This is a genomic window from Marivita sp. (genome assembly GCF_965656765.1).
In the GTDB taxonomy this organism is placed as follows: domain Bacteria; phylum Pseudomonadota; class Alphaproteobacteria; order Rhodobacterales; family Rhodobacteraceae; genus Marivita.
In genome coordinates this window covers 67,419-93,672 of the sequence record NZ_CBFHLV010000004.1, presented here as the reverse complement: position 1 = coordinate 93,672, position 26,254 = coordinate 67,419, and the positions used below count along the sequence as shown (strand labels likewise).

The following is a 26,254-nucleotide window of genomic DNA, read 5'->3' as shown; positions in this document are numbered from 1 at the left end:
AGAATTTAGAAAGGTTTTTGTAGTCAGTAGTGCAGACGCTCGTCTGTGGATTATTGATTTGTACATAATTTATCCACCTATGTATGTATGGATGGATAGTGTGGGTATAAGTTATTGGTAACGCGCATATCTTAACTAAGTATCTGAATAATAATTATAAAAATTCTCTTGATCAGTGGATAAATTTGGGAAAACTCTAACATAGAGGCCCATTATTGAGGGCCTAACGCATACCATTTTATCCTTTCCACAGCTCTAACAACCGGATGTGAACCAAAGAACAACTTGGTGAGATTTGTATCGGCTTGCTCAGAGAGAACGATTTCCCCAAAACACTCCGGTAAACAAACGTAACTTGCCCCAAGAGTTGTCCACATGAATATTGATCTTGTTCTGGCGTCAGGGTCGCAGATCCGCGCTGACCTGCTGCGTAACTCAGGACTTCGGTTCGATGTGCAAGTGGCGCGAATCGATGAAGAGGCGATCCGTCAGGCGCTTGAAGCGGAAGAAGCTTCGCCCCGAGATATTGCTGATACGCTAGCGGAAATGAAAGCACGCAAAGTTTCGGACAAGTTACCCGGTGCGTTGGTCTTGGGGTGCGATCAGGTACTTTCGGTCGATAAGTCTGTTTTTGGAAAACCAACAAGCCCAGAGGAGGCGTGTGAGCAGCTTCGTGTCTTGCGAAACCGTTCGCACAGTTTGCTGTCTGCCGCTGTACTATATGAAGATGGTGAACCTAAGTGGCGGCATGTGGGTGTTGTGCGTTTACGCATGCGTGACTTTTCAGATGCGTATCTAGAAGGTTACGTTCATCGCAACTGGGACAGCATTCGGCATTCTGTCGGTGCCTATAAACTTGAAGAAGAAGGTGCGCGGTTGTTCACGCAGGTTCAAGGTGACTATTTCACGGTTCTTGGACTTCCGTTACTGGAGCTTCTGAACCACCTTACTTTGACCGGACGGATCGACCGATGAGTGACAGTAAAATTCCATTGGCCGCTGTTATTGGCCACCCCGTAGCACACTCCAAAAGCCCTAACGTACATGGGTACTGGCTCAGAAAATATGGCCTTAAGGGTCACTACATTCCGATGGATATTGCTCCGGAAAAGTTGGCTGACTTGCTGCCGCGACTGGCAGACCTTGGGTTTGTGGGTGCGAATGTCACGATACCGCACAAAGAAAAAGTGATGGAAATCGCGGATCTTATTACGGATCGCGCAACGTTGATCGGTGCTGCGAACACTCTGATTTTCCGCAAAGATGGACGGATTCATGCCGATAATACAGATGGTTATGGGTTTATTGAAAATATTCGTCAGGCTATTCCCAATTGGAACCCAAAATCTGGGCCGGCTGTCGTGTTTGGCGCGGGTGGTGCTGCAAGGGCGGTGCTGGCGTCATTGCTGGACGTAGGTGTGCCTAAAATCATGTTAACCAACCGCACCCGGATCCGCGCGGAAAAGCTGCGCGAGGATTTTGGTCACCGAGTGCAGGTTGTTGAATGGGTGCAGGCAGGCAATGTGCTGGAAGAGGCCGATTTGGTTGTAAACACCACATCGTTGGGAATGACGGGAAAACCCGAGATGCGCGTCCCGCTGGATGGGTTAAGACCCGGGGCAATAGTGAATGACCTTGTTTATGCGCCATTGCGAACCCGACTTCTGACAACTGCCGAAGAACGGGGGTGCCACGCGGTCGATGGTCTGGGCATGCTGTTGCATCAGGCTGTTCCGGGATTTGAACGTTGGTTTGGAAAACGCCCCTCAGTCGATGACAATGTTCGAGCTGCGGTGTTGAGGTGAGTTTCAAGCTGGGTCTGACCGGGTCAATCGGTATGGGAAAATCCACGACGGCTAAGATTTTTGCCGATGCGGGCTGTGCTGTTTGGGATGCGGATGCCGCAGTTCATCGGTTGTACGATGTCGGTGGTGCTGCGGTATTGCCGGTTGAGGCCATGTTCCCGGATGCGATTTCAGGAGGTGCCGTTGATCGAGGCACTTTACGTGGGATAATTGGAAGAAATCCAGATGCGCTTGGTCAGGTAGAGGGTATCGTACATCCGCTTGTCCGCGATGACCGTGAACAATTCGCGAAATCGACGCGTTCCGAGATTGTAGTCTTCGATATCCCGCTGCTATTCGAAACAGGTGCGGAAGCTGAGATGGATGCGGTTGTATGTGTCGCTGTTTCACCTCAACTGCAAGAAAAGCGCGTTCTTGAGCGGGGGACAATGACGCGTGAGCAGTTTCTTGCAATTCTAGAAAAGCAAATGCCCAATGACGAGAAATGTAAGCGTTCGGATTTCGTGATCGAAACTGATACGCTTGAACATGCGAAGCAGCAGGTTCACGATGTTCTTGAGCAAATCAGGAAACAGATGATCAATGCGTGAGATTGTTCTCGATACGGAAACAACGGGGTTTGAGCCGGATCAGGGCGACCGTATCGTTGAGATTGGTGCGGTTGAGTTATTCAACCATGTGCCGACCGGCAAGACCTACCATCAATACATCAACCCGGAACGCGGGATGCCGCAAGAGGCGTTTGAGGTGCATGGGCTGGGCGACGATTTTCTGCGTGACAAGCCGGTATTTGCCAATGTTGCGCAAGCGTTTGTTGATTTCATCGGTGACGCCAAGCTGGTGATCCACAATGCTGCGTTCGACATGAAATTCCTGAACGCAGAGCTTTCATGGGTGAAACGTGCGCCGATTCCATTTGACCGCGCTGTTGATACTTTGGCAATCGCGCGGCGAAAGTTTCCAGGATCGCCGGCATCCCTTGATGCGCTATGCCGGCGGTTCGGGATCGACAATTCGTCCCGAACGCTGCACGGCGCGCTTTTGGACTCTGAAATTCTGGCTGAAGTGTATCTTGAGCTGATCGGCGGAAAGCAGCCCGATTTTGGCCTGAGTGTATCGGAGGATACGTCAGAAGCTGGGCGCGCGGCAACGGAATGGCGCCCGCACCCTCGCCCGGCCCCATTGCCACCGCGGATATCGGAAAATGAAAAGGCGGCTCACGCCGCCTTTGTCGAAAACCTTGGGGATGCCGCAATATGGAAGCGGCTGTAACGCTCATGCGTTGGCAGTTTCTTCCTGCTGCGCGCTGGCGCGACGGGCCAGTTCAGTGCGGTAAAGCTGAAGGAAATCAATAGTTTCCAGGTTCAGTGGTGGGAAGCCACCGTCGCGTGTTACATCGCTTACGATGCGGCGGACAAACGGGAACAACATGCGCGGGCATTCGATCAAAAGGAATGGATGCAGCTGATCGTCCGGCACGTTTTCCACGAGGAAGACGCCTGCATACTCCAGTTCCAAAACAAACAGCGTGTCGCCGCTTTCCTTGGATTTTGAGGTGACCTGAAGCTTGAGGATCACTTCGTACTGGTTGTCGGCTGTACGTTTCTTGGCATCCAAATTGACCTGAAGTTGAACGTCAGGCTGAACGTCGCCTTGAACGCCTTTTTGGGCCAGAATGTTTTCGAACGACATGTCGCGCACGAATTGCGCAAGGACGTTCATTTTCACGGGCGCAGCTTGCGGTGCGGCACCGTTGGCAGTGGTTTCCGGCGTATCAGCCATGGGTCTCTCCCTCGGATCGAGCGGTTACAAAAGTTGGACGTTGCTTAGCAGCCGTTCTTGAAAGCCTCAATGCTTCGTCCAACCGGAACCTTCATGCGTGGGTTTTTTTGGGTTGGACACCTCTTGGTAGTCTCCATCGATGACTGTGTCGCGTGGACGATGAGGTTGATTGTCGCCAAACGGATCAGGTTGGGGGCCCATTTCAAAACGCTGAACATTTATGTGTTTGCGCATATAGCTGATCAAAGCAGACCGAACCGGGGGCGCGAGCAGTAAAAACCCGACAGCATCGGTGAAAAACCCCGGAGTCAAAAGCAAAGCACCGGAGAACAGGATCATTGCCCCGTGAGCCAAATGTTCAGACGGATCCTCTAATCGGGAAAACGAATTGCGCAGGTTGTTGATCGCCATAATGCCCTGCGACCTAACCAAATAGGTTCCCAGGATTGCAGTCAAAATCACGATTCCAAGTGTCGGCCATAGGCCAATCAGGCCGCGGATTTGAATAAACAAACCGATCTCGATCAAGGGAACGAGCAGAAAAGCCACAAATAGCCACATAACGTGGGACTCCTTTCACCGGGCGTACGGTGGACTATGCAACGCCCAACACCTACATAAGGATGCAACAACGACGTTTCCACTTTGGTCTGGGCGAGGTCCTGATGAATTCTCCGCTGATACAGCTTTTGGTGCTTGCTGGCATCGCCGTGTTTTTGATCCTGCGCTTGAAGAGCGTTTTGGGCACACGGGAAGGTTTCGAAAAACCGCCTGTCGCACGGCAGGACGAACCCACGTCATCACGACGTGAGTTTGAAGTTATTGAAGGCGGCCCTGATCATGACATCGTAGATCATGTCGATGCAGACAGTGATGCTGCCGATGCTCTGGCCCGGATGAAACGCGCAGAACCGTCATTTGGTGTTGGCGACTTTCTGGGCGGCGCGCGTGGTGCTTATGAAATGATCCTCATGGGCTTTGAGCGTGGTGAACTGGCAGAGATTAAGCCGTTCCTTGCCGATGATGTTTACGAAACCTTCGCCGAGGTCGTTGAAGCGCGCGAAGAGCAGGGCCTTACAATCGAAGCCGAGTTTGTTGGGGTTCGCGAGTTGAATTTGGTGGATGCCACGTTCCACGATGAAACGGGCACCGCTGAGATTTCGGTAAAGTATATCGGTGAGCTGACATCTGTTGTGCGCGACAGTTCAGGTGAAGTTATCGAAGGGTCGCCAACCCAAGTTAAGCGGCAGAAAGATGTCTGGACCTATGCCCGTCGTATGGGTGTGGATGATCCGAACTGGCAGCTTGTCGCAACGGGCGAATGATCCGAAGGCTGGGTGCGGCCATATCTCTTGGTGTTCTGATGGCAGGACCAGCTGTGCCCAACGAGCCTGAAACACAATACGCAATCCTTGATTTCGAGGATCTGGACGGTTGGGCCGAGGATGATCATTCGTCGGCTCTGACTGTTTTCAAGAACACATGCGCTGACCTGGATGAACCGGATTGGTCATCGCTCTGTGCCTTGGCGTTCGACGCCACCGATGCGCGGCAGTTTTTCGAACTGTTCTTTCGTCCAATGTTGATCACTGACGGGAAAGACCCGCTGTTCACGGGATACTTTGAGCCTGAACTGTCAGGTTCCCCGGTTCGGACAGATCGATACCGTCATCCGATTTACAAAATGCCACCTGAAGCAAACGATCGTCGACCTTGGTTGACGCGCCGGGATATTTTGACCACCGGCGTTATGCAAGGACGTGGGCTAGAAATTGCGTGGGTCGATGACCCTGTCGAATTGTTTTTTCTTCAGGTTCAGGGTTCGGGGCGGGTGCGCTATCCTGATGGCCGAATGATCCGCGTTGGGTATGGCGGTGCTAACGGACACACCTATCGGTCTATTGGTCAAGAGCTTGTGAGGCGTGGTGTTTACCAGCCACATCAGGTGTCAGCTGATGTGATCAAAAACTGGGTTCGGCGGAATCCGTTGGATGGTCAGGATCTGTTGTTCCACAACGACTCATACGTCTTTTTCCGCGAAGTTAGCCAGGTTCCTGCAGACAGAGGCCCGCTTGGCGCGATGAACCGGTCTATCACGCCAATGCGGTCAATTGCAGTAGATCCGGCATTTATCCCCTTGGGTGCACCAGTTTGGATCGAAAAAGATGGTCAAACCCCGCTGCGCCGCCTGATGGTTGCTCAGGACACAGGTTCAGCGATCAAAGGTGCGCAACGCGCTGATGTCTTTTATGGCACAGGTGATGATGCTGGCCGCGCCGCTGGTCGAATTAAAGACCCGGGGCGGATGGTGGTCTTGATGCCGATTCAGAGAGCCTATGCCTTCCTGCCTGAGGCGTTGCAATGAGTCGACGCAAGCTTCGACCAGACGAACAAGAGCTTTGGCAGAAAGTCACGCATTCAACGACCCCGCTGCCCCAAGCTTTGCGCCGCGCTGCTGAAACCCCGAAACCTGTCGTTCGTCGCAAATCTGAACCTGAGAAAATGGATTTGCCAACCGCGTTTGGGATTGGCAGCAGAGCCAGCAAAACACCACATGGACAGATCACCACTCCGCAACCGACGCCCAAAGCAAAGCCTGCGATGGACACAAAAACCTACGGAAAAATGCGCCGTGGGAAGTTGGTGCCAGAAGCGCGGATCGATCTTCATGGCATGACATTGGATCAGGCGCACCCTGCCCTCACACGATTTATTCTGACGTCCTATTCACGAGGATTTCGGCTTGTTCTCGTGATCACAGGCAAAGGAGAACGTGACGATCCACATGATCCAATGCCCCGCCAGCGGGGCATCTTAAAACGGCAGGTTCCAATGTGGTTGCGCATGGCGCCGCTGAACACGGCTGTTTTGGACGTATCCGAAGCGCATATCCGTCATGGCGGTGGTGGCGCGTATTACGTTTACTTGCGCAGAACAGCGCGCAGTTGATCGGCGACCAGTTTGGGGTCTTCTTCGTGCATCAGATGGCCATAGCCTGAGAACACCTCGACCGTCGCGTTCGGCATCTTCCTGGCGCTGTCCCGAACCGATGATGGCGGTACGGCCTTGTCGTTTTCACCAACCAAGAACGTACATGGCACATTGATTTTGGCCAAATCTGAGACCAGCCCATCCAGCTTCCACTGCGCCATCATCAGCAACGTTCCGTCCAGATGCGCATCGCTGCGGAACAGCTTGGCATAGAGGTTCAGTCCCTCGGGCGAGATCTTGGAGCCGGTTGTTTCCATCATCGACACAACTTGCCCCGGCCCGGCCATACGCCGTTTTATCATCTTTGCCATAACTGGGCTCAGCGCGACAACCCGGGCGGCGATGGGAAACAAAACTCCGGCAAGGCCCTTGAATGGCGAGAGTGCCGGATTGACTGCAATTAATGGGGTATTCCGTTTGGCGGCCTGAAGGATGCGCAGACCCAACGCTGCCCCAGCTGAATGTGCAAGGATCGCCTTGATGTTCCAGCCTTCGTGGTCAATCAGCGACTGAACATCCTGTGCCATCAAAGGCAGTGACGACCTTTGCCGAGAGCCTAGCTTGGTTTGACCATGCCCTGGAAGATCTATGGCGATGACATGAAAATCCTTAGAAAGATCGGTCATCACATCGCGCCACGAATGGGTTGAACCACTTGCCCCATGCAAAAGAAGAATCGTATCGCCCTTTCCCATTTCCTGCACATGCCAGCGATGCGGACGGACATCGACAAAGCGTGAATGGTCGGCATGGGGCCAAGCCGTCAGGGTTTCTGCGACACCCATGATATCACTCGCCAAGCGCCGTTTCGATGGCGCGGCTTAGGCCTTTGGCATCGGCGCGGGGCAGCGGGATATATTTGGCATCCATTTCACCACATAATGTTCGAAGGTCCCGGTGCGGCCTAACGGATGTGTCGATCATCGCGCTTGGGATGTTGAGTGACCGGACATGGCGCGCCATCGCCTGCGCATCTTCGTTTGCGGCGGCGCGACCGGTTTTACCGGGAAGCGGAACATTGGCCCGACCATCGGTTAAAACGGCAATAGATGGTGAAAGTCCTTGTGCACGTACGCGCTGGGCAAGTTCGGCTGCTGCCTTGAGACCAGAGGCAAGCGGTGTGCCGCCGCCGCCCGGCAAACCGGCCAAACGTCGTTTTGTTTGAACAAGAGACCGCGTGGGCGGTAGGATCAATTCGGCGCCCTCACCTCTAAAGGCGATCAGAGCAACGTGGTCCCGGCGGGCATAGGCATCGGCCAGCATCAACTCAACCGCGCCTTTCGCTTCGGATAGGCGCGCCACGGCAGAAGAACCCGATGCATCGACTGCAAAGATCACCAGTCGGTCAGAGACTTCTTGAAAAACCTTCACATGAATGTCGGAGGGACGGATCAGAACGCCGGTGCGTTCCGGGTTCTGCTTGCGCCGAATGGTTTGCCACGGCACGGCGGCCCGCAAAGTGGCGACCAAATCAATCCGGTTGCCGCCGTCAAGCCGCCCTGCCCTTGAAGGTAAGGGCCGCCCGCGTCGGTTGCCGCGTTTCTTTTGGCCCGCGCCACCGCTACCAGTTGCCGTTTTGACGCGACCAGCGCCTTCAAGCATAGCAAGTACATCGAATGGTAGAACGGCTTTGACGGCTTCGATCAAAAGCTCATCTGGAAGGTTCAACTCCGACTCGTCCTGATCTGGGCTTTGCGTGTCGGGTGTGTCGTCAGGTTGAGTGTCTTCCTCGGGTTCTTCTGCCTCGTCCTCGACCGGCATTTGTGTGGCGCGGTGTGCATAGACCAATTGCACGGCGATCTGAAGATCGTCTTCATTGACTGTTTTGCGATTATTAAGAGCAGCATTTGCCCGCGCTGCTGCCAAGGCAATCAAGGGCGCGCGGAGGGAATCGATACCAAAACGAACGGCAGTGACGGCCAAGGCGACCGGGACATCTTTGGGGATTTCTATTGATGACAGCCGGTTCTGTGCAGCGGCTATGTCGGCTTCTTCCATCACCATCTGTGCGAGTTCGACATGGCGAAGACCTTCGAGATCGACAAAAAAGGCGAGACGTTCGGTTAAAGTCTTTGGCGCGATTTCATCATCTTCCGACCCTTCGTCTAACAGGATCAGCGCGTGACCAGTGCTTGTGTCAAGGCTTTGCGCCAGACGCGCAGCAAGACCCGGTTCGCAGCGTTCCGCCATGGTAAAGACCAGTGGAGCTGGCGTTTCCAGAATGCCCTTGGCACGGATGATTTCGCCGCGTGTCAGAGTTTCGCCGACATCAACACCACCAAACAATTGTAGATCAGAGATTGATGGCGAAATGCGGCGCGCATTGGGGAACAACGCTTTCAGAGGGGCGCAGAACATGTCTCGTACTGGTCCGGCACGGGCACGCAGATGAAGACCCCCCAACCCAGCCGGGTCGACCGCCAAAAGCGTCAGCGCCAACTGGCCCTGAACATTCACGGCAGTTGGGTCTTCAATCATGCAAAAACTTCCTCGACCGTGCGATCAACCCGGGTCGACGAACCAGCATCATCCAGCGGATCACGACGCAAGCGATGGCTTAACGCCATCGATGCCACGGCGCGCAGGTGATCGCGGGTGACAACCGGACTGCCCTGGTAGGCGGCAAGTGCAAGTGCTGCGCGCAAAAGGGTCAGTTCCCCGCGGAGACCGTCTGATCCGATGGCAACGCAAAGACCGGCGCAATCCCGTAATGTGTCGTCAGGCGCATCAATCATTTTCAAGGCATCCCGTGCAGCAAGGATCGCATCGCGGATCTTGGTATCTTCGACCGACCACTTTTCGACAAAGGCATCCGGGTTTGTATCAAAGGCTGCGCGACGGCGGATCACCTCGACCCGTTCTTCGATATCGTTGGGTGAACGGACCTCCACGGAAAGCCCGAACCGATCCAAAAGCTGTGGTCGCAGTTCGCCTTCTTCGGGGTTTCCGGATCCCACAAGCACAAAGCGAGCGTCGTGGCGGATCGATAGGCCCTCGCGTTCAATGACGTTTTCACCGGATTGCGCCACATCCAGCAGAAGATCGACCAGATGATCCTCAAGTAGGTTTACTTCGTCAATATACAGATAACCACGGTTCGCTTTGGCAAGCAGGCCGGGTTCAAACGCCTTTTCCCCACGGCTGAGCGCACGTTCAATATCAAGCGCACCAACAAGACGGTCCTCGGTGGTGCCAAGGGGAAGGTCTATCACCGGTGTTGGCGCAGCAATGGTATTGCCGGAAACAGGGTCTGCCCAATCCGGCATCTCATTAATTGTTTCGGCGTTGGTCGGGCTGCCCTCAAGCTTGGAAATCTGGGGGAGCAGAGCCGCCAGCGCGCGCACTGCTGTAGATTTGCCAGTGCCGCGATCCCCGAACACAAGCACGCCACCGATGCCGGGGTCGATTGCAGTGAGGATCATGGCCAGTTTCATTTGGTCCTGACCAACGATGGCGGAAAAAGGGAACGGATGTCTCATGCTGCGATATCCTTGAGAATACGAGGGGATTGGCCTTCCCAGCTGCCGATCTCGTCGGCAACCCGAAAGCGGGCATACAGTTCTTCGCGGAACCATTTGCCGTCGCGCACGGCGCGGATGGCCTGTGAGTGGGGGCCGTTGTTCCGGGCGAATTCTGCCATGGAACCGGAATCAGGCCAGATGGAAAACGTGATCTGTTGCAGCAACGGAACTTCACCGATGCCAATCTTGAAGAGGACGTTTGGGTCTTGACCGATCACACCACTAATGTCCGGCACACGTTTCCAGAACTGTGCTGCAACAGCAGGGCGCACTGTGGCACGGGTGAGGGCGGCGATTGGGCCCGATTGGGCGGGCGATTCTTCAGCGAACGGCGATGCCCCGGACCATGCTCCGCGCGCAGAGTAAGGGGTTAGAAACAACGTCCAATGTTCGGATGCTTTTGCGCGGTATCTTTCAAAGATCGATTCCGATGAAATTGCTGCGCGGGCGCGGTCCAGATCGGGCCACACCGTTAGGATCGCATAGACGGATGTGTTCGGAATTGGGGTAAAGCCCTCGCCCGTCCCCGATCCGCACAATTTCCAAAACTGGATGCCATCGATTCGCGGAAGGGAAAGCCGGGCCGCACCCATCATTGTCAGCGCCCACAGCCGCGATAGCGGTGTGGCAAAGCGATAAAAGCTCAGGCTCACGGTCTGCATTTTGGTTCCCATAGTGTCAACTAAGTCTGACACATAATCACCAAACTGGAAAGATACTAAATAATTTGACGCACCCCGGCGGCAAAATATTGTAAAGTAAAGTTGACAGTATATCATGGACCAATGATGACAAAACTTGATACGGCCCTTGCGGCCCATTCCGACAAGCTGACTTCGGCACATGCCGTGGTGATCGGTGCCGGGCTAGGTGGGCTGGCTTCGGCCATGCGATTGGGTGCGCTGGGCTACCGCGTCACCGTGATTGATAAGCTTGATGTCCCAGGTGGACGCGGGTCGTGCATTTGGAAAGATGGGCACCGGTTTGATTTGGGGCCGACTATCGTCACTGTGCCGCAAGTTTTCAAAGAGTTATGGGCGGCTTGCGGCAAGGACTTTCACGAAGAAGTCGACCTAAGGCCGCTTGATCCGTTCTATGAAATCCGCTGGCCGGATGGATCGAAATTCACAGCACGCCAAGATACTGACGCCATGCGCGAAGAAGTGCGGCGTTTATCGCCTGGTGATGTTGTCGGCTACGACAAGTTTCTGCGCGACAGTGAGGAACGTTATTGGTTCGGGTTCGAGGATTTAGGTCGTCGATCCATGCATAAATTGATGGACCTGATTCGGGTCTTGCCACGCTTTGCGATGCTTCGCGCTGACCGGTCCGTCTATGCACATGCCTCTAAACGCGTAAAAGATGAGCGGTTGCGCATGGCGCTTTCGTTTCATCCACTGTTCATCGGCGGTGATCCGTTCAACGTCACATCAATGTATATCCTCGTCTCACATCTCGAAAAAGAATTCGGGGTGCATTATGCGATGGGGGGTGTTGCCGCGATTGCTGAAAACATGGCGAAGATCATTGCTGAGCAAGGCGGCAACCTGCGGATGGAGACCGAAGTTGACGAAATCCTCGTCAAGAATGGCCAGGCCCGTGGTGTCAAGCTGGCGTCTGGTGATGTTCTGACGGCTGACATCGTAGTGTCCAACGCCGATGCCGGGTTCACTTATGATCATCTTCTACGAAATCAGCCGCGCAAGCGATGGACGCCGAAAAAGCTGAAATCGCGGCGTTGGTCGATGGGGCTGTACGTCTGGTACTTCGGCACCAAAGGCACTCGCGATATGTGGAAAGATGTGGGTCACCACACGATTCTCAATGGCCCACGCTACAAGGGTCTTGTTCGCGATATCTTTATGAAGGGCAAAGTGTCCGACGACTTTTCGCTCTATGTGCATCGCCCGACTGTGACCGACCCAAGCGCAGCGCCTGAAGGCGACGATACTTTTTATGTACTGAGCCCTGTTCCCCATCTGGGGCACGAGGATTCTGCCAACTGGGACGAAATCGAACGCGAATACCGTGTGCGATTGACCAAAGCGTTGGAAGAACAACTGCTCCCCGGGTTTTCCAGCCGAGTGACCACCAGCGAGGTCTTTACACCTGACACGTTCAAGAGCCGGTATCTGTCACCGCATGGATCAGGTTTCTCAATCGAACCGCGCATTTTGCAAAGCGCGTGGTTCCGTCCGCACAACGTGAGCGAAGAACTCAAAGGCCTTTTTCTGACTGGCGCTGGCACACATCCAGGTGCGGGGTTGCCAGGCGTAATTTCATCGGCTGAGGTGTTGGAGCAATTGGTGCCCGATCCTGCATTGGTGCGCGGATGACCTGCCGCGAGAGCGATATGGAGGCCTGCCGAGAAGCCATTCGGCATGGGTCACTATCCTTTCACATGGCGTCACGTGTTTTGCCTGCGGCCGTGCGTGATCCGTCGCTTGCCTTATATGCCTTCTGCCGATTGGCGGACGATGCCGTCGATCTGCAGCAGGAAAAGGCCGCAGCGGTTTTGCGGCTTCAGGATCGACTGGAGCGTATCTACGACGGACGGCCGGACAATGCGGCACCAGATCGGGCCTTTGCGCGTGTCGTTGAGGAATTCGATATGCCGCGTGCCTTGCCGGATGCGTTGTTGGAGGGTTTGGCATGGGATGCGATGGGGCGGAAATACGAAACCCTGTCTGGGCTTTTTGACTATTCCGCGCGTGTGGCGTCTGCAGTTGGCGTCATGATGTGCGTTCTGATGCGCGTTCGTGATCCTAATGCCTTGGCGCGGGCGTGTGATCTTGGAGTTGCGATGCAACTTACCAACATCGCGCGCGATATCGGTGAGGACGCGCTGGAAGGTCGTATCTATCTGCCGCTGGAGTGGCTGGACGAAGCAGGCCTGAGTGCGGATCGCTTCCTTGCGGACCCGAAGCCGACAAAAGCCATTCGGCAAATGACGCGCCGTTTGGTGATGCAAGCGAATCGTCTGTACATGCGATCCGAAGCGGGCGTTGCAGCACTACCAGTGTCATCACGGCCGGGCATTTACGCAGCGCGGTTTATCTACGCCGGGATCGGCGGTCAGGTGCAGCGTGGCGGGTACGATTCTATTTCGTCGCGTGCTCATACATCTAAACCACAGAAAATCGGCTGGTTGGCGATATCAGCGGCGCGTGCTGCGATGACAACTGTTATGCCAAAATCCGCTGTGCTTTATGCCAAAAGCTTGCCGGAAACTGAATTCCTGGTTCAGGCCGCAGGGCGTCAAAATGAGCGTAGATCGCGGTCGGATGCGATATTCGAAGCGTTGTCACAAGTGGCGCAGTGCGAGAGAGAACAGCGTGACGCCTTGAATGGAGCAGAAGGTCGGCTTACTTGATTTAAATGTTCTGGCTTTTGTTCACGATCTTTCTGGCTGCATGTATCGCAGCAGGGTCAACTGGTGGTTTGTTCTCACCAGGGCCTTGGTATCGTAATCTGAACAAGCCATCCTGGACACCGCCTGATTGGCTGTTTCCGGTTGTCTGGACGAGCCTCTATATCTGTATGGCTACGGCAGGGGCACGAGTTGCTTTGTTGCCCGATAACGGCATCGCCATGGCGTTCTGGTCTTTGCAGGTTGCGTTGAACGGCCTGTGGACCCCGGTCTTTTTCGGATTGAAGCGGATCAAGCTAGGCATGGTTGTATTGTCGGCGCTTTGGCTATCAGTGGCGGCAACGATGTGGGCGCTTTGGCAAGTCGACACGATTGCAGGATTGCTTTTCGTTCCTTACCTGGTTTGGGTGTCCATCGCCGGTGCGCTGAATGCAAGTGTCTGGCGTTTGAACCCTGATGAAGCAAAGCAAGCAGGCGCGCCGGTTTCTTAATCGAAGGTCCAGTTTTTGCGGCGTGGCACACGTACGGCCAGCATCGGTTTGAGCAATGGTGATCTGAACCGCGTCAGATCAAGCGCCTCGTGAACGCCGACCGTCTTTTCGCCGTTTAACCGGGTTTCCACCATCGACCGAGAATAGAATGGGGCATCCAGCATGTTCATTACTTGTTTTGGCCGAAACCCGTAGTCGCCCCGGGTTTCGCGGCGCACGGCCCAAAGCGACCGCTTGAATTCAAGTTGTGGTGGAAGATCAATCTCCGACGCCGTGCCATCGGGCTCAAAGTGAAACCCTGAACCAAGCTCAGACCCATCAAGGCGCGTCGCGTCATAGAAACAGGTGCTTCCGCCCGCTGCGGGGTAACGGCCCCAAGTCCAGTATGAGAAGTCTTCTTCCAATGCGCGCGTGCCAAAATTGGCATCGAAATAACCATGTCCGTCCCACTGCCACCCAGGCGCATCAAGGTCGACTTTGATATCCGACACGGGCCCGAAGGGCCGCCAGATATGTGCGCCATCTTCGGTCAGGGGGAGTTCGACATTTGTGATCGCGCTGGGCGTGACAGTAATTGTGCCCCTTACGCGGCTGATCAGTGGTGGGCCAGATATTTCATTCACGTCTATTACCAGCTGCCCGTTTTCCCATCGCATCGACGACGGACCAACAGTGAACGTATCGGCGGTTTGGCGCAGGGCAGAGGTTCCGCGATCAGTCATGGTGAATCGGCCACCGGGGCCATAGGTCGCGACGTTGATGCAGACATGGTTTTCGGGATTCTTGCGGCCAGACCATCGATACCATGGGGAAAAGACCGATCCTATGAACCCGATGACCGAGACAGCGCGCTTGCCGTCGCTGCTGATCCCGTCAACGTACCACCACGCGTAACCGTTTTCCGGGACTTTGAGGTTGAAGTTTGGTCCTTCACAATCGCCTCGGCCGCGTGCCGGCCGGAGAGCGCCGCCATTGGGACGCCCGCTCCCGGATGCGTTCCTCCGCCCGCCAGATATAGTCCCTTGATCTTGGTTCGCGCTGTCGGCCGTTCCAAGGCGGCTGTCATCCCGTGCGGGGTCTGCCCGTACAGCGAACCGGCGCTTCCGGGAAAGAGAGCGTCGAAGCCCTTCGCCGTCGTCAGACTGTCCGGCCCCGGTTCCGGTGAGAAGCTCAGACCAAAGTGGCGAAGAGGGGGAAAGGTCCGTGTGTGACATAATTCGTAGTCCTCGGGCTGTGCCGCGCGCTGGGTCAGGGGCGGAGTATTCATGATGATTTCAAAGCGCTCAGTTTTTGGCTGTGGCATGTCTTGCCCACGATCTTCGGCGCAGACGTAAAGTGTTGGGTCGGACGGGATGTAGCCGCGTTCGATCTCTGCGAATTCGTTCTTAGACGGGTCACAAAAGAAGACATTGTGATGGACAAGCGGTATGTTCGAAGGTGTCGCCTGAAAGCTCCAGACATTGGCTGAGTGACTGCGCGCGCGCTTTTTGGTGATTGTTGCGGTCTTTGATGGGGCCTCGCCCAAAAGGCCTAGGGCAAGGGCACGTGGATCTCCGTTGAAGACGATGTGGTCGGCATAAAGTGTTTCGCCTGATGCCAGCGTTACGCCGGACACGCCGCCAAAGGCCGTGTTGATCTTTTTGACGGTAGCATGGGTTTTCACCTTGCCGCCTTTGGCCTCAAAGAGTTTGGCGATCGCTTTGGCCAGATTGCTCATTCCGCCTTTGACACACCAGACACCGCGCGCTTCGGCGTCCCAGATCAAGGATAAAAGGGCAGGGGACCGATCAGGAGACCCGCCGACATAAGTGGCATAACGTCCAAATAACTGGCGCAAACGTGGGTCGGTAAAGCTGTTTGAAAGCAGGCGTTTTAAGGTCTGACCAACCCCCATGTCGCGGATCAGAGATGGGTTTTTCATCACATGCGTGGTCAATGTCCCTAACGATGGTTCAGCCTGAAGCATCATCGGATCGTGGAATCCGTCAAACAAACGGGCAGCCCGATCTGCAAAGCGAAGAAATTCTGTTTTTGATGTGGACCCGGCAAAGGCACCGATAGCGTCAGCACTGCGGTCCCGATCTGGAAACAGATCAAGTGGACCACTGTCTGGCCACCAGTGACGGGCAAGGATATCTTGTGGGATGAGCGTCACATGATCCGAAAGCACTTCGCCCACGTCGGCGAATAACGACTCAAACACACCAAGCATCGTCAGGACGGTTGGTCCGGCATCTACGCCGTTTACCTGACGCATCTTGCCGCCGGGCACGGCGTGCCGTTCGAGAACGGTCACATCGAACCCGCGATGGACCAGGGGCAGCGCTGTTGCCAATCCACCGATCCCCGCACCAATAACAATGACGCGTCCTGCGTTGTGCCGCGGCTTTTTCATCATCGAATTGTTGACTCGCTTTCACCAAGTGTCCAGTATGGTTTACACTAGTGTGTCAGTTCAAGATGACAACACAATGTTTTTAGGAGCGTTCGATGGGACTTCAGACCCGAATTAATTCTGCTGTTGAGGCGGCAATTCGCATCGGACAGGGCGGGACACCGCCTGCCAAGCTCAAGGACGCTTTGCATTACGCCTGTACGCCGGGTGGCGCGCGAATCCGTCCGACGATTCTGATGTCGGTGGCAATGGCCTGTAGTGATGATTCGCCCAAGATGGCTGATGCCGCTGCTGCTGCGCTTGAGTTGATACATTGCGCGAGCCTCGTGCATGACGATCTGCCTTGTTTCGACGACGCCGATATTCGCCGTGGCAAGCCGTCCGTGCATCGTGCCTATTCCGAACCCCTTGCGGTGCTTACAGGCGATTCCCTTATCATTCTCGCTTTTGAAGTGCTTGCCATGGCGGCAGAGCATTCACCGGACCGGGCTGTTCGATTGATCCGAACGCTGACGCGCCAATCGGGAATGCCGCATGGCATCTGCGCGGGGCAGGGATGGGAGAGTGAGGCAAAGATTGATCTGTCTGCCTATCACAAGTCCAAAACGGGCGCATTGTTCATTGCTGCCACCCAAATGGGTGCGATTGCAGCAGGACAGGACGAAGAGCCGTGGTTTGAACTGGGCGCCCGCATAGGAGAGGCATTTCAAGTTGCCGACGATTTGCGGGACGCGTTGTACGATGCTGAGACATTGGGCAAGCCTGCTGGTCAGGACGAAGTTCATGGCCGGCCAAACGCCGTTCTCGCCCTTGGTATTGATGGTGCAACTAAGCGATTGAAGGACATTTTGGGTGGCGCAATTGCATCGATCCCGTCTTGCCCGGGTGAGGCTAAGCTTGCCGAAATGGTGCGGCTTCAATCCGAAGCGATCATGCCTGTTGTTAAGGCTAGATCGACCAAAGTCATCTGATGGTACTGGCAACTGATATCCCGCCAGCTGGCTATCAACCAAAGCTTGGCCTTCGGACACGCCTGATGCGTTTGGTAGCAAAGCCGGGATTTCAGCGCTGGGCATCGGCCTTTCCGCTCACCCGCAATACCGCAGCCAAAGACGGAGCAGAGCTTTTTGACATCGTTCAGGGCTTTGTGAAATCCCAAGTTCTTTTTGCACTGGTCGAGTTGCGCATTCTGCACCGTCTTATGGAAGGTGGCCTAACCGCAGACGATCTGGCGCGCGTTTCTATGATGACAACGGATCGGATGGAGCGGTTGTTGATGGCAGCCACTGCGATGAAGCTAATCAAGCGTGATCGCAAAGGCCGGTTCAGCCTCGCTCGCAAAGGTGCTGCGATGGTTGGCGTTCCTGGGCTTGAAGACATGATCCGCCACCACGCCGCGTTTTATCGGGATTTGAACGACCCTGTCGCATTGCTACGCGGAGAGGTGGATACCGAATTGGCTGCGTTTTGGCCCTATGTGTTCGGGGCTGACAACGCGACCGATACGGAAACATCGAACCGGTACTCAGATCTGATGGCGCGGTCGCAAGAGATTGTTGCGGCGGATACGCTAGCCACAGTCAATCTCAACCAGACCAAACACCTCTTGGATGTGGGTGGTGGCTATGGTGTTTTTGCTGAATCCGCAGCGTTGAAACACCCCAATCTGAACGCAACAGTGTTCGATCTTCCGGCTGTGGAGGTGAACGCACAACAGCGCATTGCGGCATCGCAGGCCAAAGATCGGCTAACCTTTGTCCCGGGTTCATTCCGAGACGATGCACTGCCCTCAGGCGCCGACACAATTTCGCTGATCCGCGTTCTCTATGATCACGAAGATCAGACCGTATCTGCCCTACTGTCTAAAGTTTTTGACACCTTGCCTGAAGGTGGGCGGTTGCTCGTTTCAGAGCCGATGTCTGGCGGGGCTACTCCAGAAATCGCAGGGGACGTCTATTTCAGCTTTTACTGTCTCGCGATGCAAACCGGTACTGTGCGCAGCGCCAAAAGAATCGCGAACTTGTGCAAAGACGTTGGTTTCACTGGAATTCAGACTTTCCGGTCTCGTCGCCCGTTTGTGACAACTGTTTTGATGGCGTCGAAATCTGCGAACTAGACAGTCTTGAAGAGTTTACAAGTCAAAGTGTCTATTATAGTTGACAGATTAGTGTGTAAGAATAAACTGACACTAAGGATTACCCACGGTGACACATTGGATTCGATTCTTTGAATTCATGTTGCCGAACCGCAGGAGGTTGGGATGCAAACAAACGCCGTAGTGCTGAATGCGCCGAAGACTCTTGCGATTGAGACTGTGCATCTCAACGATCCAGGTCCCGATGATCTCGTGGTCGATATCTCGCACTCGGGGATTTCTACCGGAACAGAAAAGCTTTTCTGGACAGGCGACATGCCCCCGTTCCCCGGTATGGGCTACCCTCTCATCCCCGGATACGAAGCATCCGGCGACGTTGTCGAGGCTGGGTCGAACACTGGTTACAAGCCGGGCGATCATGTCTTTGTACCCGGTGCCAATTGCTATGACGGTGTGTTTGGTCTGTTCGGCGGCGCAACCCGCCGCTTGGTTACAGCGCAAGATCGCGTGACGCGGATTGATCGTAGCTTGGGTGCACAAGGGTCATTGCTGGCTTTGGCCGCAACTGCACGTCATGCGATGGCTGGTTTGGATAAAGCGGTTCCCGACCTGATCGTCGGACACGGTGTTCTGGGCCGTTTGTTGGCCCGGTTAACAATTGCCGCAGGTGCCCCTGCGCCCACAGTCTGGGAAATCGATGCAACCCGCGCAACCGGTGCTGATGGATACGAAGTGATCCATCCTGACGCCGACGAATGTCGTGACTACCGTTCGATTTATGATGCCAGCGGCAATGGTGGCTTGCTCAATGATCTCGTTGGCCGCATCGCAAAGGGTGGCGAGATTGTTCTTGCAGGTTTCTATACCGCGCCGCTTCAATTCGCATTCCCGCCCGCCTTCATGAAAGAAGCACGGTTTCGGGTAGCCGCAGAATGGGCGCGCGATGACCTCGATGCGACACGTACATTGGTCGAAAACGGTGCGCTTAGCCTTGACGGCCTCATCACACACCAAGTGGCAGCAGCTGATGCTCCGGACGCGTATCGTATCGCGTTTGAAGATCCGTCCTGCCTGAAAATGATCCTCAACTGGGAGACGCCTTCGTGAAAGACGACGTTCCAAATCTTAAAGACTTCGACCAGCGTTTGCGTGACGAGGCCAATGAAGACTTGGCCGACATCATCCCGGCTGAGGCGACAAAGAAAACTCAGATCATCGCGATCTACGGCAAGGGCGGCATAGGTAAATCGTTCACGCTCGCCAATCTCAGCCACATGATGGCCGAGCAAGGCAAGCGCGTTTTGCTGATCGGCTGTGATCCTAAATCCGACACGACGAGCCTGCTGTTTGGCGGCAAGGCTTGCCCGACGATCATCGAAACCTCGACCAAAAAGAAATTGGCCGGGGAAGAAGTGAAGATCGGCGACGTTTGCTTCAAGCGCGGTGGTGTCTTCGCGATGGAGCTTGGTGGACCGGAAGTGGGTCGCGGTTGTGGTGGTCGCGGGATCATCCACGGGTTTGAACTGCTCGAAAAGCTTGGCTTCCACGATTGGGATTTTGACTACGTCTTGCTCGACTTCCTGGGTGATGTTGTCTGTGGCGGCTTTGGCCTGCCGATTGCGCGCGATATGGCGCAAAAGGTGATCCTTGTTGCGTCGAATGATCTTCAATCACTGTATGTGGCGAACAACGTATGCTCGGCGGTTGAGTATTTCCGTAAGCTGGGTGGCAATGTTGGCGTTGCAGGTCTGGTCATCAACAAAGATGACGGATCGGGCGAGGCGCAAGCTTTTGCCGAAGCGGTCAAGATCCCGGTTCTGGCGTCGATCCCACAGGACGATGACCTGCGCAAAAAGTCCGCAAACTATCAGATTGTCGGCACAGACCAGTCCCAATGGGGCGCATTGTTTGCCGAACTTGGTCTGAACGTTGGTGAAGCCCCGCCTGTCCGCCCAGCACCACTAAGCCAGGATGGTTTGCTTGAACTGTTTGATGGGTCCGAGACCGGTGCCGGATACACGCTTGTTCCGGCAACAGACATCGACATGCGTGGCAAGAACGCTGCGCCGCAAGAGTCTTTGGAAGTGATTTACGACGAAGCGTAACGGTTAGCCCCCGAAGCGCCCTTGGGAACGAAAGAAGAAGAACACGTGACGAACGAAGCAACATACGACGAGACGGCAGAGGTAGAGGTCATCCGTGGGGAACCACGGGTCGACGCCCCCGATGCGCCAGTGCTGGCGGATGGGCTTGGGTGTCACTCCGGCTCTGAAATGGAAAAGGCAGCGCGTCTGGCTGGCAATTCCGAAATGCTTGATCAATTCGCCAAAGATTATCCGAAGGGTCCGCACGATCAGCCACAAAGCATGTGCCCCGCCTTTGGATCACTGCGTGTTGGACTGCGGATGAAGCGGGTTGCGACTGTTTTGTCCGGGTCAGCCTGCTGTGTCTATGGCCTGACATTCGTGTCGCATTTTTATGGTGCGCGCCGATCGGTCGGCTATGTGCCGTTCAATTCAGAAACGCTCGTCACGGGTAAGCTTTACGAAGACATCCGCGAAAGTGTGCATGAAATGGCGGATCCCGATCGCTTTGATGCAATTGTGGTGACGAACCTTTGTGTGCCGACCGCCTCTGGCGTGCCACTCCGGTTGCTTCCGAAAGAGATCAACGGAGTTCGGATCGTCGGTATCGACGTTCCGGGGTTCGGTATTCCAACCCACGCCGAGGCCAAGGACGTTCTGGCCGGAGCGATGCTCAATTATGCTCGCGAAGAGATCAAAGCAGGCCCGGTACAAGCGCCCGAAGGCGGCAAGTCTGACCGTCCGACCGTTGCGCTCTTGGGTGAAATGTTCCCGGCTGATCCCATGATGATTGGCGCGATGCTGGCCCCAATGGGTTTGGCAGCTGGCCCTGTTGTCCCATGCCGCGAATGGCGTGAGCTTTACGCCGCTCTGGATTGTGGCGTCGTTGCAGCCATCCATCCGTTCTACACGGCGGCTATTCGCGAATTCGAAGCGGCTGGCCGTAAGATCGTTGGTTCTGCTCCGGTTGGTCACGACGGTACGGCTGCTTGGTTGGCTGGCATCGGTGACGCCTACAACATTCCCGCTGATCAGATCGCAGCAGCGCAGAATGCGTTCCTCCCGGCGATCAAAGGCGCGCTTGCCGCGACACCGATCAAAGGTACGATTACCCTATCGGGCTATGAAGGCTCCGAGCTGCTTGTCGCGCGCCTGCTTGTCGAGAGCGGTGCTGACCTGCGTTATGTTGGAACGGCTTGTCCGCGCACGAAATGGTCGGAACCTGATCGTAAATGGCTGGAAAACAAGGGCATCAAGGTCACCTATCGCGCTTCGCTCGAAGATGACTGTGCTGCGATGGAAGCGGTAAAGCCTGACCTCGCGATCGGCACGACCCCGGTTGTGCAAAAAGCCAAAGAGATGGGCATTCCGGGTCTCTATTACACCAATCTGATTTCCGCCCGTCCGTTGATGGGCCCGGCGGGTGCTGGATCGCTCGCCGAAGTGATCAATGCCGCCATCGCGGGCAAGTCGCGGATGGATGACATGAAAGCGTTCTTTGAAGGCGTTGGAACCGGCGACACCGCCGGTGTGTGGGAAGGGTCGCCAAATCTCCGCCCTGATTTCCGCGCCCAGCATCAAAAGAAAATCGACAAATTGGCGCGCGCCGCCAAAGCGCAGGAGATGATCTGATGCTTGTTCAAGATCATGATCGCGCAGGTGGCTATTGGGGTGCTGTGTACGCCTTTACTGCCGTCAAAGGGCTGCAGGTGGTTATCGACGGTCCCGTCGGTTGCGAAAACCTACCTGTAACGTCTGTGCTTCATTATACGGATGCGCTTCCGCCGCATGAACTCCCTATCGTGGTTACTGGCCTCGGTGAGGAGGAGCTGGGTCGAGAGGGGACCGAGGGGGCGATGAAACGCGCCTGGGGTGTGCTTGACCCAGCTCTCCCTGCGGTGGTGGTGACCGGTTCGATTGCCGAGATGATCGGCGGCGGCGTTACTCCCATGGGAACAAACTTGCAGCGGTTCTTGCCGCGCACAATTGATGAAGATCAATGGGAAAGCGCAGATCGCGCGATGACATGGATCTTCACGGAATTCGGCATGACCAAAGGTCGGATGCCTCCTGAAAAGAAGCGCGAAGAAGGCGCAAAGCCCCGGGTTAATATCCTTGGCCCGATGTATGGCACGTTTAACATGCCGTCTGATTTGGCCGAAATTCGGCGTTTGGTCGAAGGTATGGGTGCAGAGGTAAACATGGTGATGCCACTTGGCGCCCATGTGGCCGAGATGCGCAATCTGGTAAATGCGGACGTCAATATTTGCATGTATCGCGAATTCGGCCGTGGGCTGTGTGAAGTGCTGGGCAAACCGTACTTACAAGCGCCGATTGGTATGGATTCGACCACCAAGTTCCTGCGTATGTTGGGCGATATGCTTGGCCTTGATCCCGAGCCTTTCATCGAAAAAGAAAAGCATTCGACGCTCAAACCCGTCTGGGATTTGTGGCGCTCGGTCACACAGGATTTCTTTGCAACAGCCCAGTTCGGCATCGTAGCGAATGAAACCTATGCCCGCGGTATACGCAATTACCTAGAGGGCGATTTGGGTCTGCCATGCGCTTTTGCAGTCGCCCGGGTTGCCGGGGCCAAGACCAACAACGAAGAAGTTCGGTCGATGATCCACACCAAACGTCCATTGGTTGTGATGGGATCAATCAACGAAAAGATGTACCTTGCCGAAATGCAGGCGGGGCATGGCCCGCAGCCGACATTCATCCCGGCCTCGTTCCCGGGTGCGGCTATCCGCCGTCACACCGGAACGCCGATGATGGGCTACGCCGGTTCAACATATCTTCTGCAAGAAGTGTGTAACGGACTGTTCGATGCGCTGTTCCATATCCTGCCGCTTGGCACGGAAATGGACAAAGCGGATTCAACACTAACACCGTTGCGCCGCGATTTCCCATGGGATGCAGACGCCCAGTCCGAACTTGATCGGATCGTGTCGCAGCATCCTGTGCTCACCCGAATCTCTGCTGCCAAAAACCTGCGCGACGCCGCAGAGGCAGCAGCCCTGAAACAAGGCGCTGAACGCGTTGTCTTTGAGACTGTTCAAGCTCTTGCCAATTCCCAAGGAGGACCGACCACATGACGGATTTCACCTCTTCTGACACGCGCACTCACAAGCACGGTCACACAAAACGCGGAACCGAGTTCCTGGTTTATTTCAGCATCATTTTCATCGTCGCGATCCCGTTCGCAACGGTGATCTGGATGCTGGATGTGTTCCAGAAACAAACGCTCAACCTTCGCGGCCCACTGGCGCGCGCTTGGTGTGAAGCGGATCGGATCACGCCTCTCATTTTCTCGGCGTAATTGGTCGAGAATCCAAGACTGGCCACCCGGCGGGGTGGACAGGACCTGATGGGCGCAAGCCCTGATGGACCCGGCCGCAGGGAGTGCGGCGTCAGCATAACATTCCGGAGGAAAGTTCATGGCTGATAATACCGACCTGTCATTCACAGGTCTTACTGACGAGCAGGCCCAGGAGCTGCATTCCGTCTACATGAGCGGCCTTTGGCTGTTCTCGGCGGTTGCAGTGGTTGCACACCTGGCAACCTTCATCTGGCGCCCCTGGTTCTAAGGAAGGATCAATACAATGGCAAAGTTCTACAAGATCTGGCTCATCTTTGATCCCCGTCGCGTGTTTGTCGCGCAGGGTGTCTTCCTCTTCCTGCTGGCTGCAATGATTCACCTGGTGGTGCTGTCCAACGGCATCAACTGGTTCGAAACCGCAGCAGCCGCTGGCATGTAAGCCAGTCAGCTCGGAAGAGCTAACAAAATCGCTGCGGGCGGCAGACCATCGCCCCGCCCGCGGCAAAACCAAACTTAAACATGACGGCTGAGTCTCTTTTGGGGACGCGCCGGCAAACGCGGAGATAAAGAAGATGGCGCTGCTCAGCTTCGAAAAAAAGTACCGCGTCCGCGGAGGGACGCTGATCGGCGGCGATCTGTTCGACTTCTGGGTTGGGCCTTTCTACGTAGGCTTCTTCGGAGTCACGACCGCCTTTTTCGCTCTGCTTGGCACGATCCTCATTTTGTGGGGAGCGGCTGATCAAGGCACATTCAATCCATGGCTCATCAACATTGCGCCGCCTGACCTAAGCTATGGTCTGGGCATGGCACCGCTGATGGAAGGTGGCCTCTGGCAGATCATCACGATCTGTGCGGTTGGCGCATTCAGCAGTTGGGCGCTACGCGAAGTTGAAATTTGCCGCAAGCTGGGTATCGGGTACCATGTTCCCTTTGCTTTCAGCGTTGCGATTTTCGCTTATGTGACGCTTGTTGTGTTCCGCCCTCTGTTGATGGGCGCATGGGGCCACGGGTTTCCATACGGGATCTTCAGCCACCTCGACTGGGTTTCGAACACAGGCTACGCCTACCTGCATTTCCACTATAACCCAGCCCACATGCTTGCGGTAACGTTCTTCTTTACCACAACTCTGGCGCTTGCGTTGCATGGCGGTCTGATCCTGTCGGCAGCGAACCCTGAAAAGGGTGAAGAAATGCGAACCCCGGATCATGAAGACACGTTCTTCCGTGATTTCATCGGCTATTCGGTCGGCACTTTGGGTATCCACCGTGTTGGTCTGCTGTTGGCGCTGAACGCCGGGTTCTGGTCCGCTATCTGTATCATCATCTCTGGCCCCGTCTGGACGAAGGGCTGGCCTGAGTGGTGGAACTGGTGGCTCGAACTGCCCATCTGGGGCGCCAATGTGGGGATGTAATCATGGCTGAGTATCAAAACATTTTCACACAAGTCCAAGTTCAGGGGAAACCTGAATGGGGCATGGCAACCGACAACGCGGAATACGAGCGGACGAGCAAAGCTGGTTTCTCGACACTGATTGGTTGGATCGGTAACGCCCAGTTGGGCCCGATCTGGCTGGGTTGGACAGGCATGGTGTCTCTGGCGACAGGTCTCCTTGCGCTGAACATCATCGGTCTGAACATGCTGGCACAAGTTGGCTGGTCGATCCCCGAGTTCATTCGGCAGTTGTTCTGGCTGGCGCTTGAGCCGCCAAGCCCCGAATATGGGCTGCGTATTCCGCCGCTAAACGAAGGCGGTTGGTACATCATCGCAAGCTTCTTCTTGCTGATCTCGGTGATGAGCTGGTGGGCACGAACGTATCTGCTCGCCATGGAACACAAGATGGGCAAACATGTCTTTTGGGCATTCGGTTCTGCGATCTGGTTGTTCCTCGTGCTGGGCCTCTTCCGTCCGATCCTCATGGGGTCGTGGTCAGAGGCAGTGCCTTATGGCATCTTCCCACACCTCGATTGGACCACCGCGTTCTCGATCCGGTACGGAAACCTTTACTATAACCCGTTCCATGCGCTTTCGATCGTGTTCCTCTACGGTTCTGTCCTGCTCTTTGCGATGCACGGCGCCACCATTCTTGCTGTGACCCGTTACGGCGGCGACCGAGAGCTGGAACAGATCGTTGACCGTGGCACAGCCACCGAACGCGCAGCTTTGTTCTGGCGCTGGACCATGGGCTTTAACGCCACGATGGAAGGTATTCACCGCTGGGCCTGGTGGTTTGCGGTTCTGACCCCGATCACCGGTGGTATCGGCATCCTTCTGACAGGCACCGTGGTGGACAACTGGTTCATCTGGGCTCAGGAGCATCACTTCGCTCCGATGTATGACGGTTCTTACGGGTACGAAGCATACGGTTCCTATGAAACCTTTATTGGACAGGAGAACTGA

The 26,254-nt window shown here is 55.3% G+C and carries 29 protein-coding genes; 21 read left to right on the top strand and 8 right to left on the bottom strand.

The genetic code is table 11. The features are described 5' to 3' along the window. Window positions 1-375: 375 nt before the first annotated feature. The 4 genes from ACTG4M_RS02675 to dnaQ are packed head-to-tail and all read left to right on the top strand — an operon-like array spanning window position 376 to window position 3,077. Window positions 376-975 carry a Maf family protein gene (locus tag ACTG4M_RS02675; protein ID WP_439122084.1) on the top strand — a complete coding sequence of 200 codons (600 nt, stop codon included), beginning with the start codon at window positions 376-378 and terminating at the stop codon, window positions 973-975. Then, a complete protein-coding gene (locus ACTG4M_RS02670) occupies window positions 972-1,805 on the top strand; it encodes a shikimate dehydrogenase (RefSeq protein WP_439122083.1) in 834 nt (277 codons plus the stop codon). Before ACTG4M_RS02675 ends, ACTG4M_RS02670 begins: the two co-directional genes overlap by 4 nt. Next, window positions 1,802-2,395, top strand: a complete 594-nt coding sequence (coaE, locus tag ACTG4M_RS02665; protein ID WP_439122082.1) for a dephospho-CoA kinase — start codon at window positions 1,802-1,804, stop codon at window positions 2,393-2,395. The genes ACTG4M_RS02670 and coaE overlap by 4 nt, the downstream gene beginning before the upstream one ends. Further along, window positions 2,388-3,077: a DNA polymerase III subunit epsilon gene (dnaQ, locus tag ACTG4M_RS02660; protein WP_439122081.1), complete on the top strand. Its 690-nt coding sequence runs from the start codon at window positions 2,388-2,390 to the stop codon at window positions 3,075-3,077. Before coaE ends, dnaQ begins: the two co-directional genes overlap by 8 nt. A 3-nt stretch (window positions 3,078-3,080) precedes the next feature. Here the strand turns inward: dnaQ and secB are convergent, their stop codons facing one another. Both secB and ACTG4M_RS02650 read right to left on the bottom strand, forming a co-directional pair. After that, window positions 3,081-3,587 carry a protein-export chaperone SecB gene (secB, locus tag ACTG4M_RS02655; RefSeq protein ID WP_439122080.1) on the bottom strand — a complete coding sequence of 169 codons (507 nt, stop codon included), beginning with the start codon at window positions 3,585-3,587 and terminating at the stop codon, window positions 3,081-3,083. Between the two features lie 66 nt (window positions 3,588-3,653). Continuing rightward, window positions 3,654-4,148 carry an FxsA family protein gene (locus ACTG4M_RS02650; RefSeq protein ID WP_439122079.1) on the bottom strand — a complete coding sequence of 165 codons (495 nt, stop codon included), beginning with the start codon at window positions 4,146-4,148 and terminating at the stop codon, window positions 3,654-3,656. A 104-nt stretch (window positions 4,149-4,252) separates the two neighbouring features. Between ACTG4M_RS02650 and ACTG4M_RS02645 the strand changes: the two genes are divergently transcribed. From ACTG4M_RS02645 to ACTG4M_RS02635, 3 genes are read left to right on the top strand one after another with little or no spacing between them, the layout of a single operon-like run. Continuing rightward, window positions 4,253-4,912, top strand: a complete 660-nt coding sequence (locus tag ACTG4M_RS02645; protein ID WP_439122090.1) for a Tim44/TimA family putative adaptor protein — start codon at window positions 4,253-4,255, stop codon at window positions 4,910-4,912. Next, window positions 4,909-5,952: a murein transglycosylase A gene (gene mltA, locus ACTG4M_RS02640; protein WP_439122078.1), complete on the top strand. Its 1,044-nt coding sequence runs from the start codon at window positions 4,909-4,911 to the stop codon at window positions 5,950-5,952. The genes ACTG4M_RS02645 and mltA overlap by 4 nt, the downstream gene beginning before the upstream one ends. Further along, window positions 5,949-6,536 (top strand): Smr/MutS family protein, encoded by a 588-nt coding sequence (locus tag ACTG4M_RS02635; RefSeq protein WP_439122077.1) that lies wholly within the window; start codon window positions 5,949-5,951, stop codon window positions 6,534-6,536. Before mltA ends, ACTG4M_RS02635 begins: the two co-directional genes overlap by 4 nt. On the opposite strand, the gene bchO is transcribed toward ACTG4M_RS02635, so the two are convergent. From bchO to crtA, 4 genes are read right to left on the bottom strand one after another with little or no spacing between them, the layout of a single operon-like run. Then, window positions 6,509-7,378, bottom strand: a complete 870-nt coding sequence (bchO, locus tag ACTG4M_RS02630) for an alpha/beta fold hydrolase BchO (RefSeq protein ID WP_439122076.1) — start codon at window positions 7,376-7,378, stop codon at window positions 6,509-6,511. The two genes, ACTG4M_RS02635 and bchO, sit on opposite strands and share 28 nt — an antisense overlap. Continuing rightward, window positions 7,368-9,056 carry a magnesium chelatase subunit D gene (locus ACTG4M_RS02625; protein WP_439122075.1) on the bottom strand — a complete coding sequence of 563 codons (1,689 nt, stop codon included), beginning with the start codon at window positions 9,054-9,056 and terminating at the stop codon, window positions 7,368-7,370. The genes bchO and ACTG4M_RS02625 overlap by 11 nt, the downstream gene beginning before the upstream one ends. Next, window positions 9,053-10,057: a magnesium chelatase ATPase subunit I gene (bchI, locus tag ACTG4M_RS02620; protein WP_439122074.1), complete on the bottom strand. Its 1,005-nt coding sequence runs from the start codon at window positions 10,055-10,057 to the stop codon at window positions 9,053-9,055. The genes ACTG4M_RS02625 and bchI overlap by 4 nt, the downstream gene beginning before the upstream one ends. Beyond that, a complete protein-coding gene (gene crtA / locus ACTG4M_RS02615; protein WP_439122073.1) occupies window positions 10,054-10,761 on the bottom strand; it encodes a spheroidene monooxygenase in 708 nt (235 codons plus the stop codon). The genes bchI and crtA overlap by 4 nt, the downstream gene beginning before the upstream one ends. Before the next feature lie 123 nt (window positions 10,762-10,884). Between crtA and ACTG4M_RS02610 the strand changes: the two genes are divergently transcribed. The 3 genes from ACTG4M_RS02610 to tspO are packed head-to-tail and all read left to right on the top strand — an operon-like array spanning window position 10,885 to window position 13,960. Further along, a complete protein-coding gene (locus ACTG4M_RS02610; RefSeq protein ID WP_439122072.1) occupies window positions 10,885-12,435 on the top strand; it encodes a phytoene desaturase in 1,551 nt (516 codons plus the stop codon). Next, window positions 12,432-13,472: a 15-cis-phytoene synthase gene (crtB, locus tag ACTG4M_RS02605; protein WP_439122071.1), complete on the top strand. Its 1,041-nt coding sequence runs from the start codon at window positions 12,432-12,434 to the stop codon at window positions 13,470-13,472. The genes ACTG4M_RS02610 and crtB overlap by 4 nt, the downstream gene beginning before the upstream one ends. Window positions 13,473-13,477: 5 nt before the next feature. Then, window positions 13,478-13,960, top strand: a complete 483-nt coding sequence (gene tspO, locus ACTG4M_RS02600) for a tryptophan-rich sensory protein TspO (RefSeq protein ID WP_439122070.1) — start codon at window positions 13,478-13,480, stop codon at window positions 13,958-13,960. On the opposite strand, the gene crtC is transcribed toward tspO, so the two are convergent. Together crtC and crtD are read right to left on the bottom strand one after the other, a co-directional pair. Next, the gene (crtC, locus tag ACTG4M_RS02595; protein ID WP_439122089.1) at window positions 13,957-14,829 is read right to left on the bottom strand and encodes a carotenoid 1,2-hydratase; all 873 of its coding nucleotides are present in this window, start codon (window positions 14,827-14,829) and stop codon (window positions 13,957-13,959) included. The genes tspO and crtC overlap by 4 nt on opposite strands. Continuing rightward, a complete protein-coding gene (gene crtD, locus ACTG4M_RS02590) occupies window positions 14,784-16,355 on the bottom strand; it encodes a 1-hydroxycarotenoid 3,4-desaturase CrtD (RefSeq protein ID WP_439122069.1) in 1,572 nt (523 codons plus the stop codon). Before crtD ends, crtC begins: the two co-directional genes overlap by 46 nt. A gap of 95 nt (window positions 16,356-16,450) precedes the next feature. Between crtD and ACTG4M_RS02585 the strand changes: the two genes are divergently transcribed. The 11 genes from ACTG4M_RS02585 to pufM all read left to right on the top strand — a co-directional run bounded on the left by ACTG4M_RS02585 (window position 16,451) and on the right by pufM (window position 26,254). Beyond that, window positions 16,451-17,326, top strand: coding sequence for a polyprenyl synthetase family protein (locus tag ACTG4M_RS02585; RefSeq protein WP_439122068.1), 876 nt, complete (start codon window positions 16,451-16,453; stop codon window positions 17,324-17,326). 65 nt (window positions 17,327-17,391) lie between these two features. Then, window positions 17,392-18,471: a methyltransferase gene (locus ACTG4M_RS02580; RefSeq protein WP_439122067.1), complete on the top strand. Its 1,080-nt coding sequence runs from the start codon at window positions 17,392-17,394 to the stop codon at window positions 18,469-18,471. 144 nt (window positions 18,472-18,615) lie between these two features. Continuing rightward, window positions 18,616-19,557, top strand: a complete 942-nt coding sequence (gene bchC / locus ACTG4M_RS02575) for a chlorophyll synthesis pathway protein BchC (protein ID WP_439122066.1) — start codon at window positions 18,616-18,618, stop codon at window positions 19,555-19,557. After that, window positions 19,554-20,555, top strand: a complete 1,002-nt coding sequence (locus tag ACTG4M_RS02570; RefSeq protein ID WP_439122065.1) for a chlorophyllide a reductase iron protein subunit X — start codon at window positions 19,554-19,556, stop codon at window positions 20,553-20,555. Before bchC ends, ACTG4M_RS02570 begins: the two co-directional genes overlap by 4 nt. A gap of 45 nt (window positions 20,556-20,600) precedes the next feature. Next, window positions 20,601-22,166: a chlorophyllide a reductase subunit Y gene (gene bchY / locus ACTG4M_RS02565; RefSeq protein WP_439122064.1), complete on the top strand. Its 1,566-nt coding sequence runs from the start codon at window positions 20,601-20,603 to the stop codon at window positions 22,164-22,166. Then, window positions 22,166-23,632 carry a chlorophyllide a reductase subunit Z gene (gene bchZ / locus ACTG4M_RS02560; protein WP_439122063.1) on the top strand — a complete coding sequence of 489 codons (1,467 nt, stop codon included), beginning with the start codon at window positions 22,166-22,168 and terminating at the stop codon, window positions 23,630-23,632. The genes bchY and bchZ overlap by 1 nt, the downstream gene beginning before the upstream one ends. Beyond that, a complete protein-coding gene (gene pufQ / locus ACTG4M_RS02555; RefSeq protein WP_439122062.1) occupies window positions 23,629-23,856 on the top strand; it encodes a cytochrome PufQ in 228 nt (75 codons plus the stop codon). Before bchZ ends, pufQ begins: the two co-directional genes overlap by 4 nt. Window positions 23,857-23,974: 118 nt before the next feature. Further along, a complete protein-coding gene (gene pufB, locus ACTG4M_RS02550) occupies window positions 23,975-24,124 on the top strand; it encodes a light-harvesting antenna LH1, beta subunit (protein ID WP_072778079.1) in 150 nt (49 codons plus the stop codon). 15 nt (window positions 24,125-24,139) lie between these two features. After that, entirely contained in the window at window positions 24,140-24,295 is a 156-nt protein-coding gene (pufA, locus tag ACTG4M_RS02545; RefSeq protein ID WP_085627475.1) for a light-harvesting antenna LH1, alpha subunit, read from the top strand. 133 nt (window positions 24,296-24,428) lie between these two features. Continuing rightward, entirely contained in the window at window positions 24,429-25,268 is an 840-nt protein-coding gene (gene pufL, locus ACTG4M_RS02540; RefSeq protein WP_085627474.1) for a photosynthetic reaction center subunit L, read from the top strand. Window positions 25,269-25,270: 2 nt separating this feature from the next. Continuing rightward, entirely contained in the window at window positions 25,271-26,254 is a 984-nt protein-coding gene (pufM, locus tag ACTG4M_RS02535) for a photosynthetic reaction center subunit M (RefSeq protein WP_439122061.1), read from the top strand.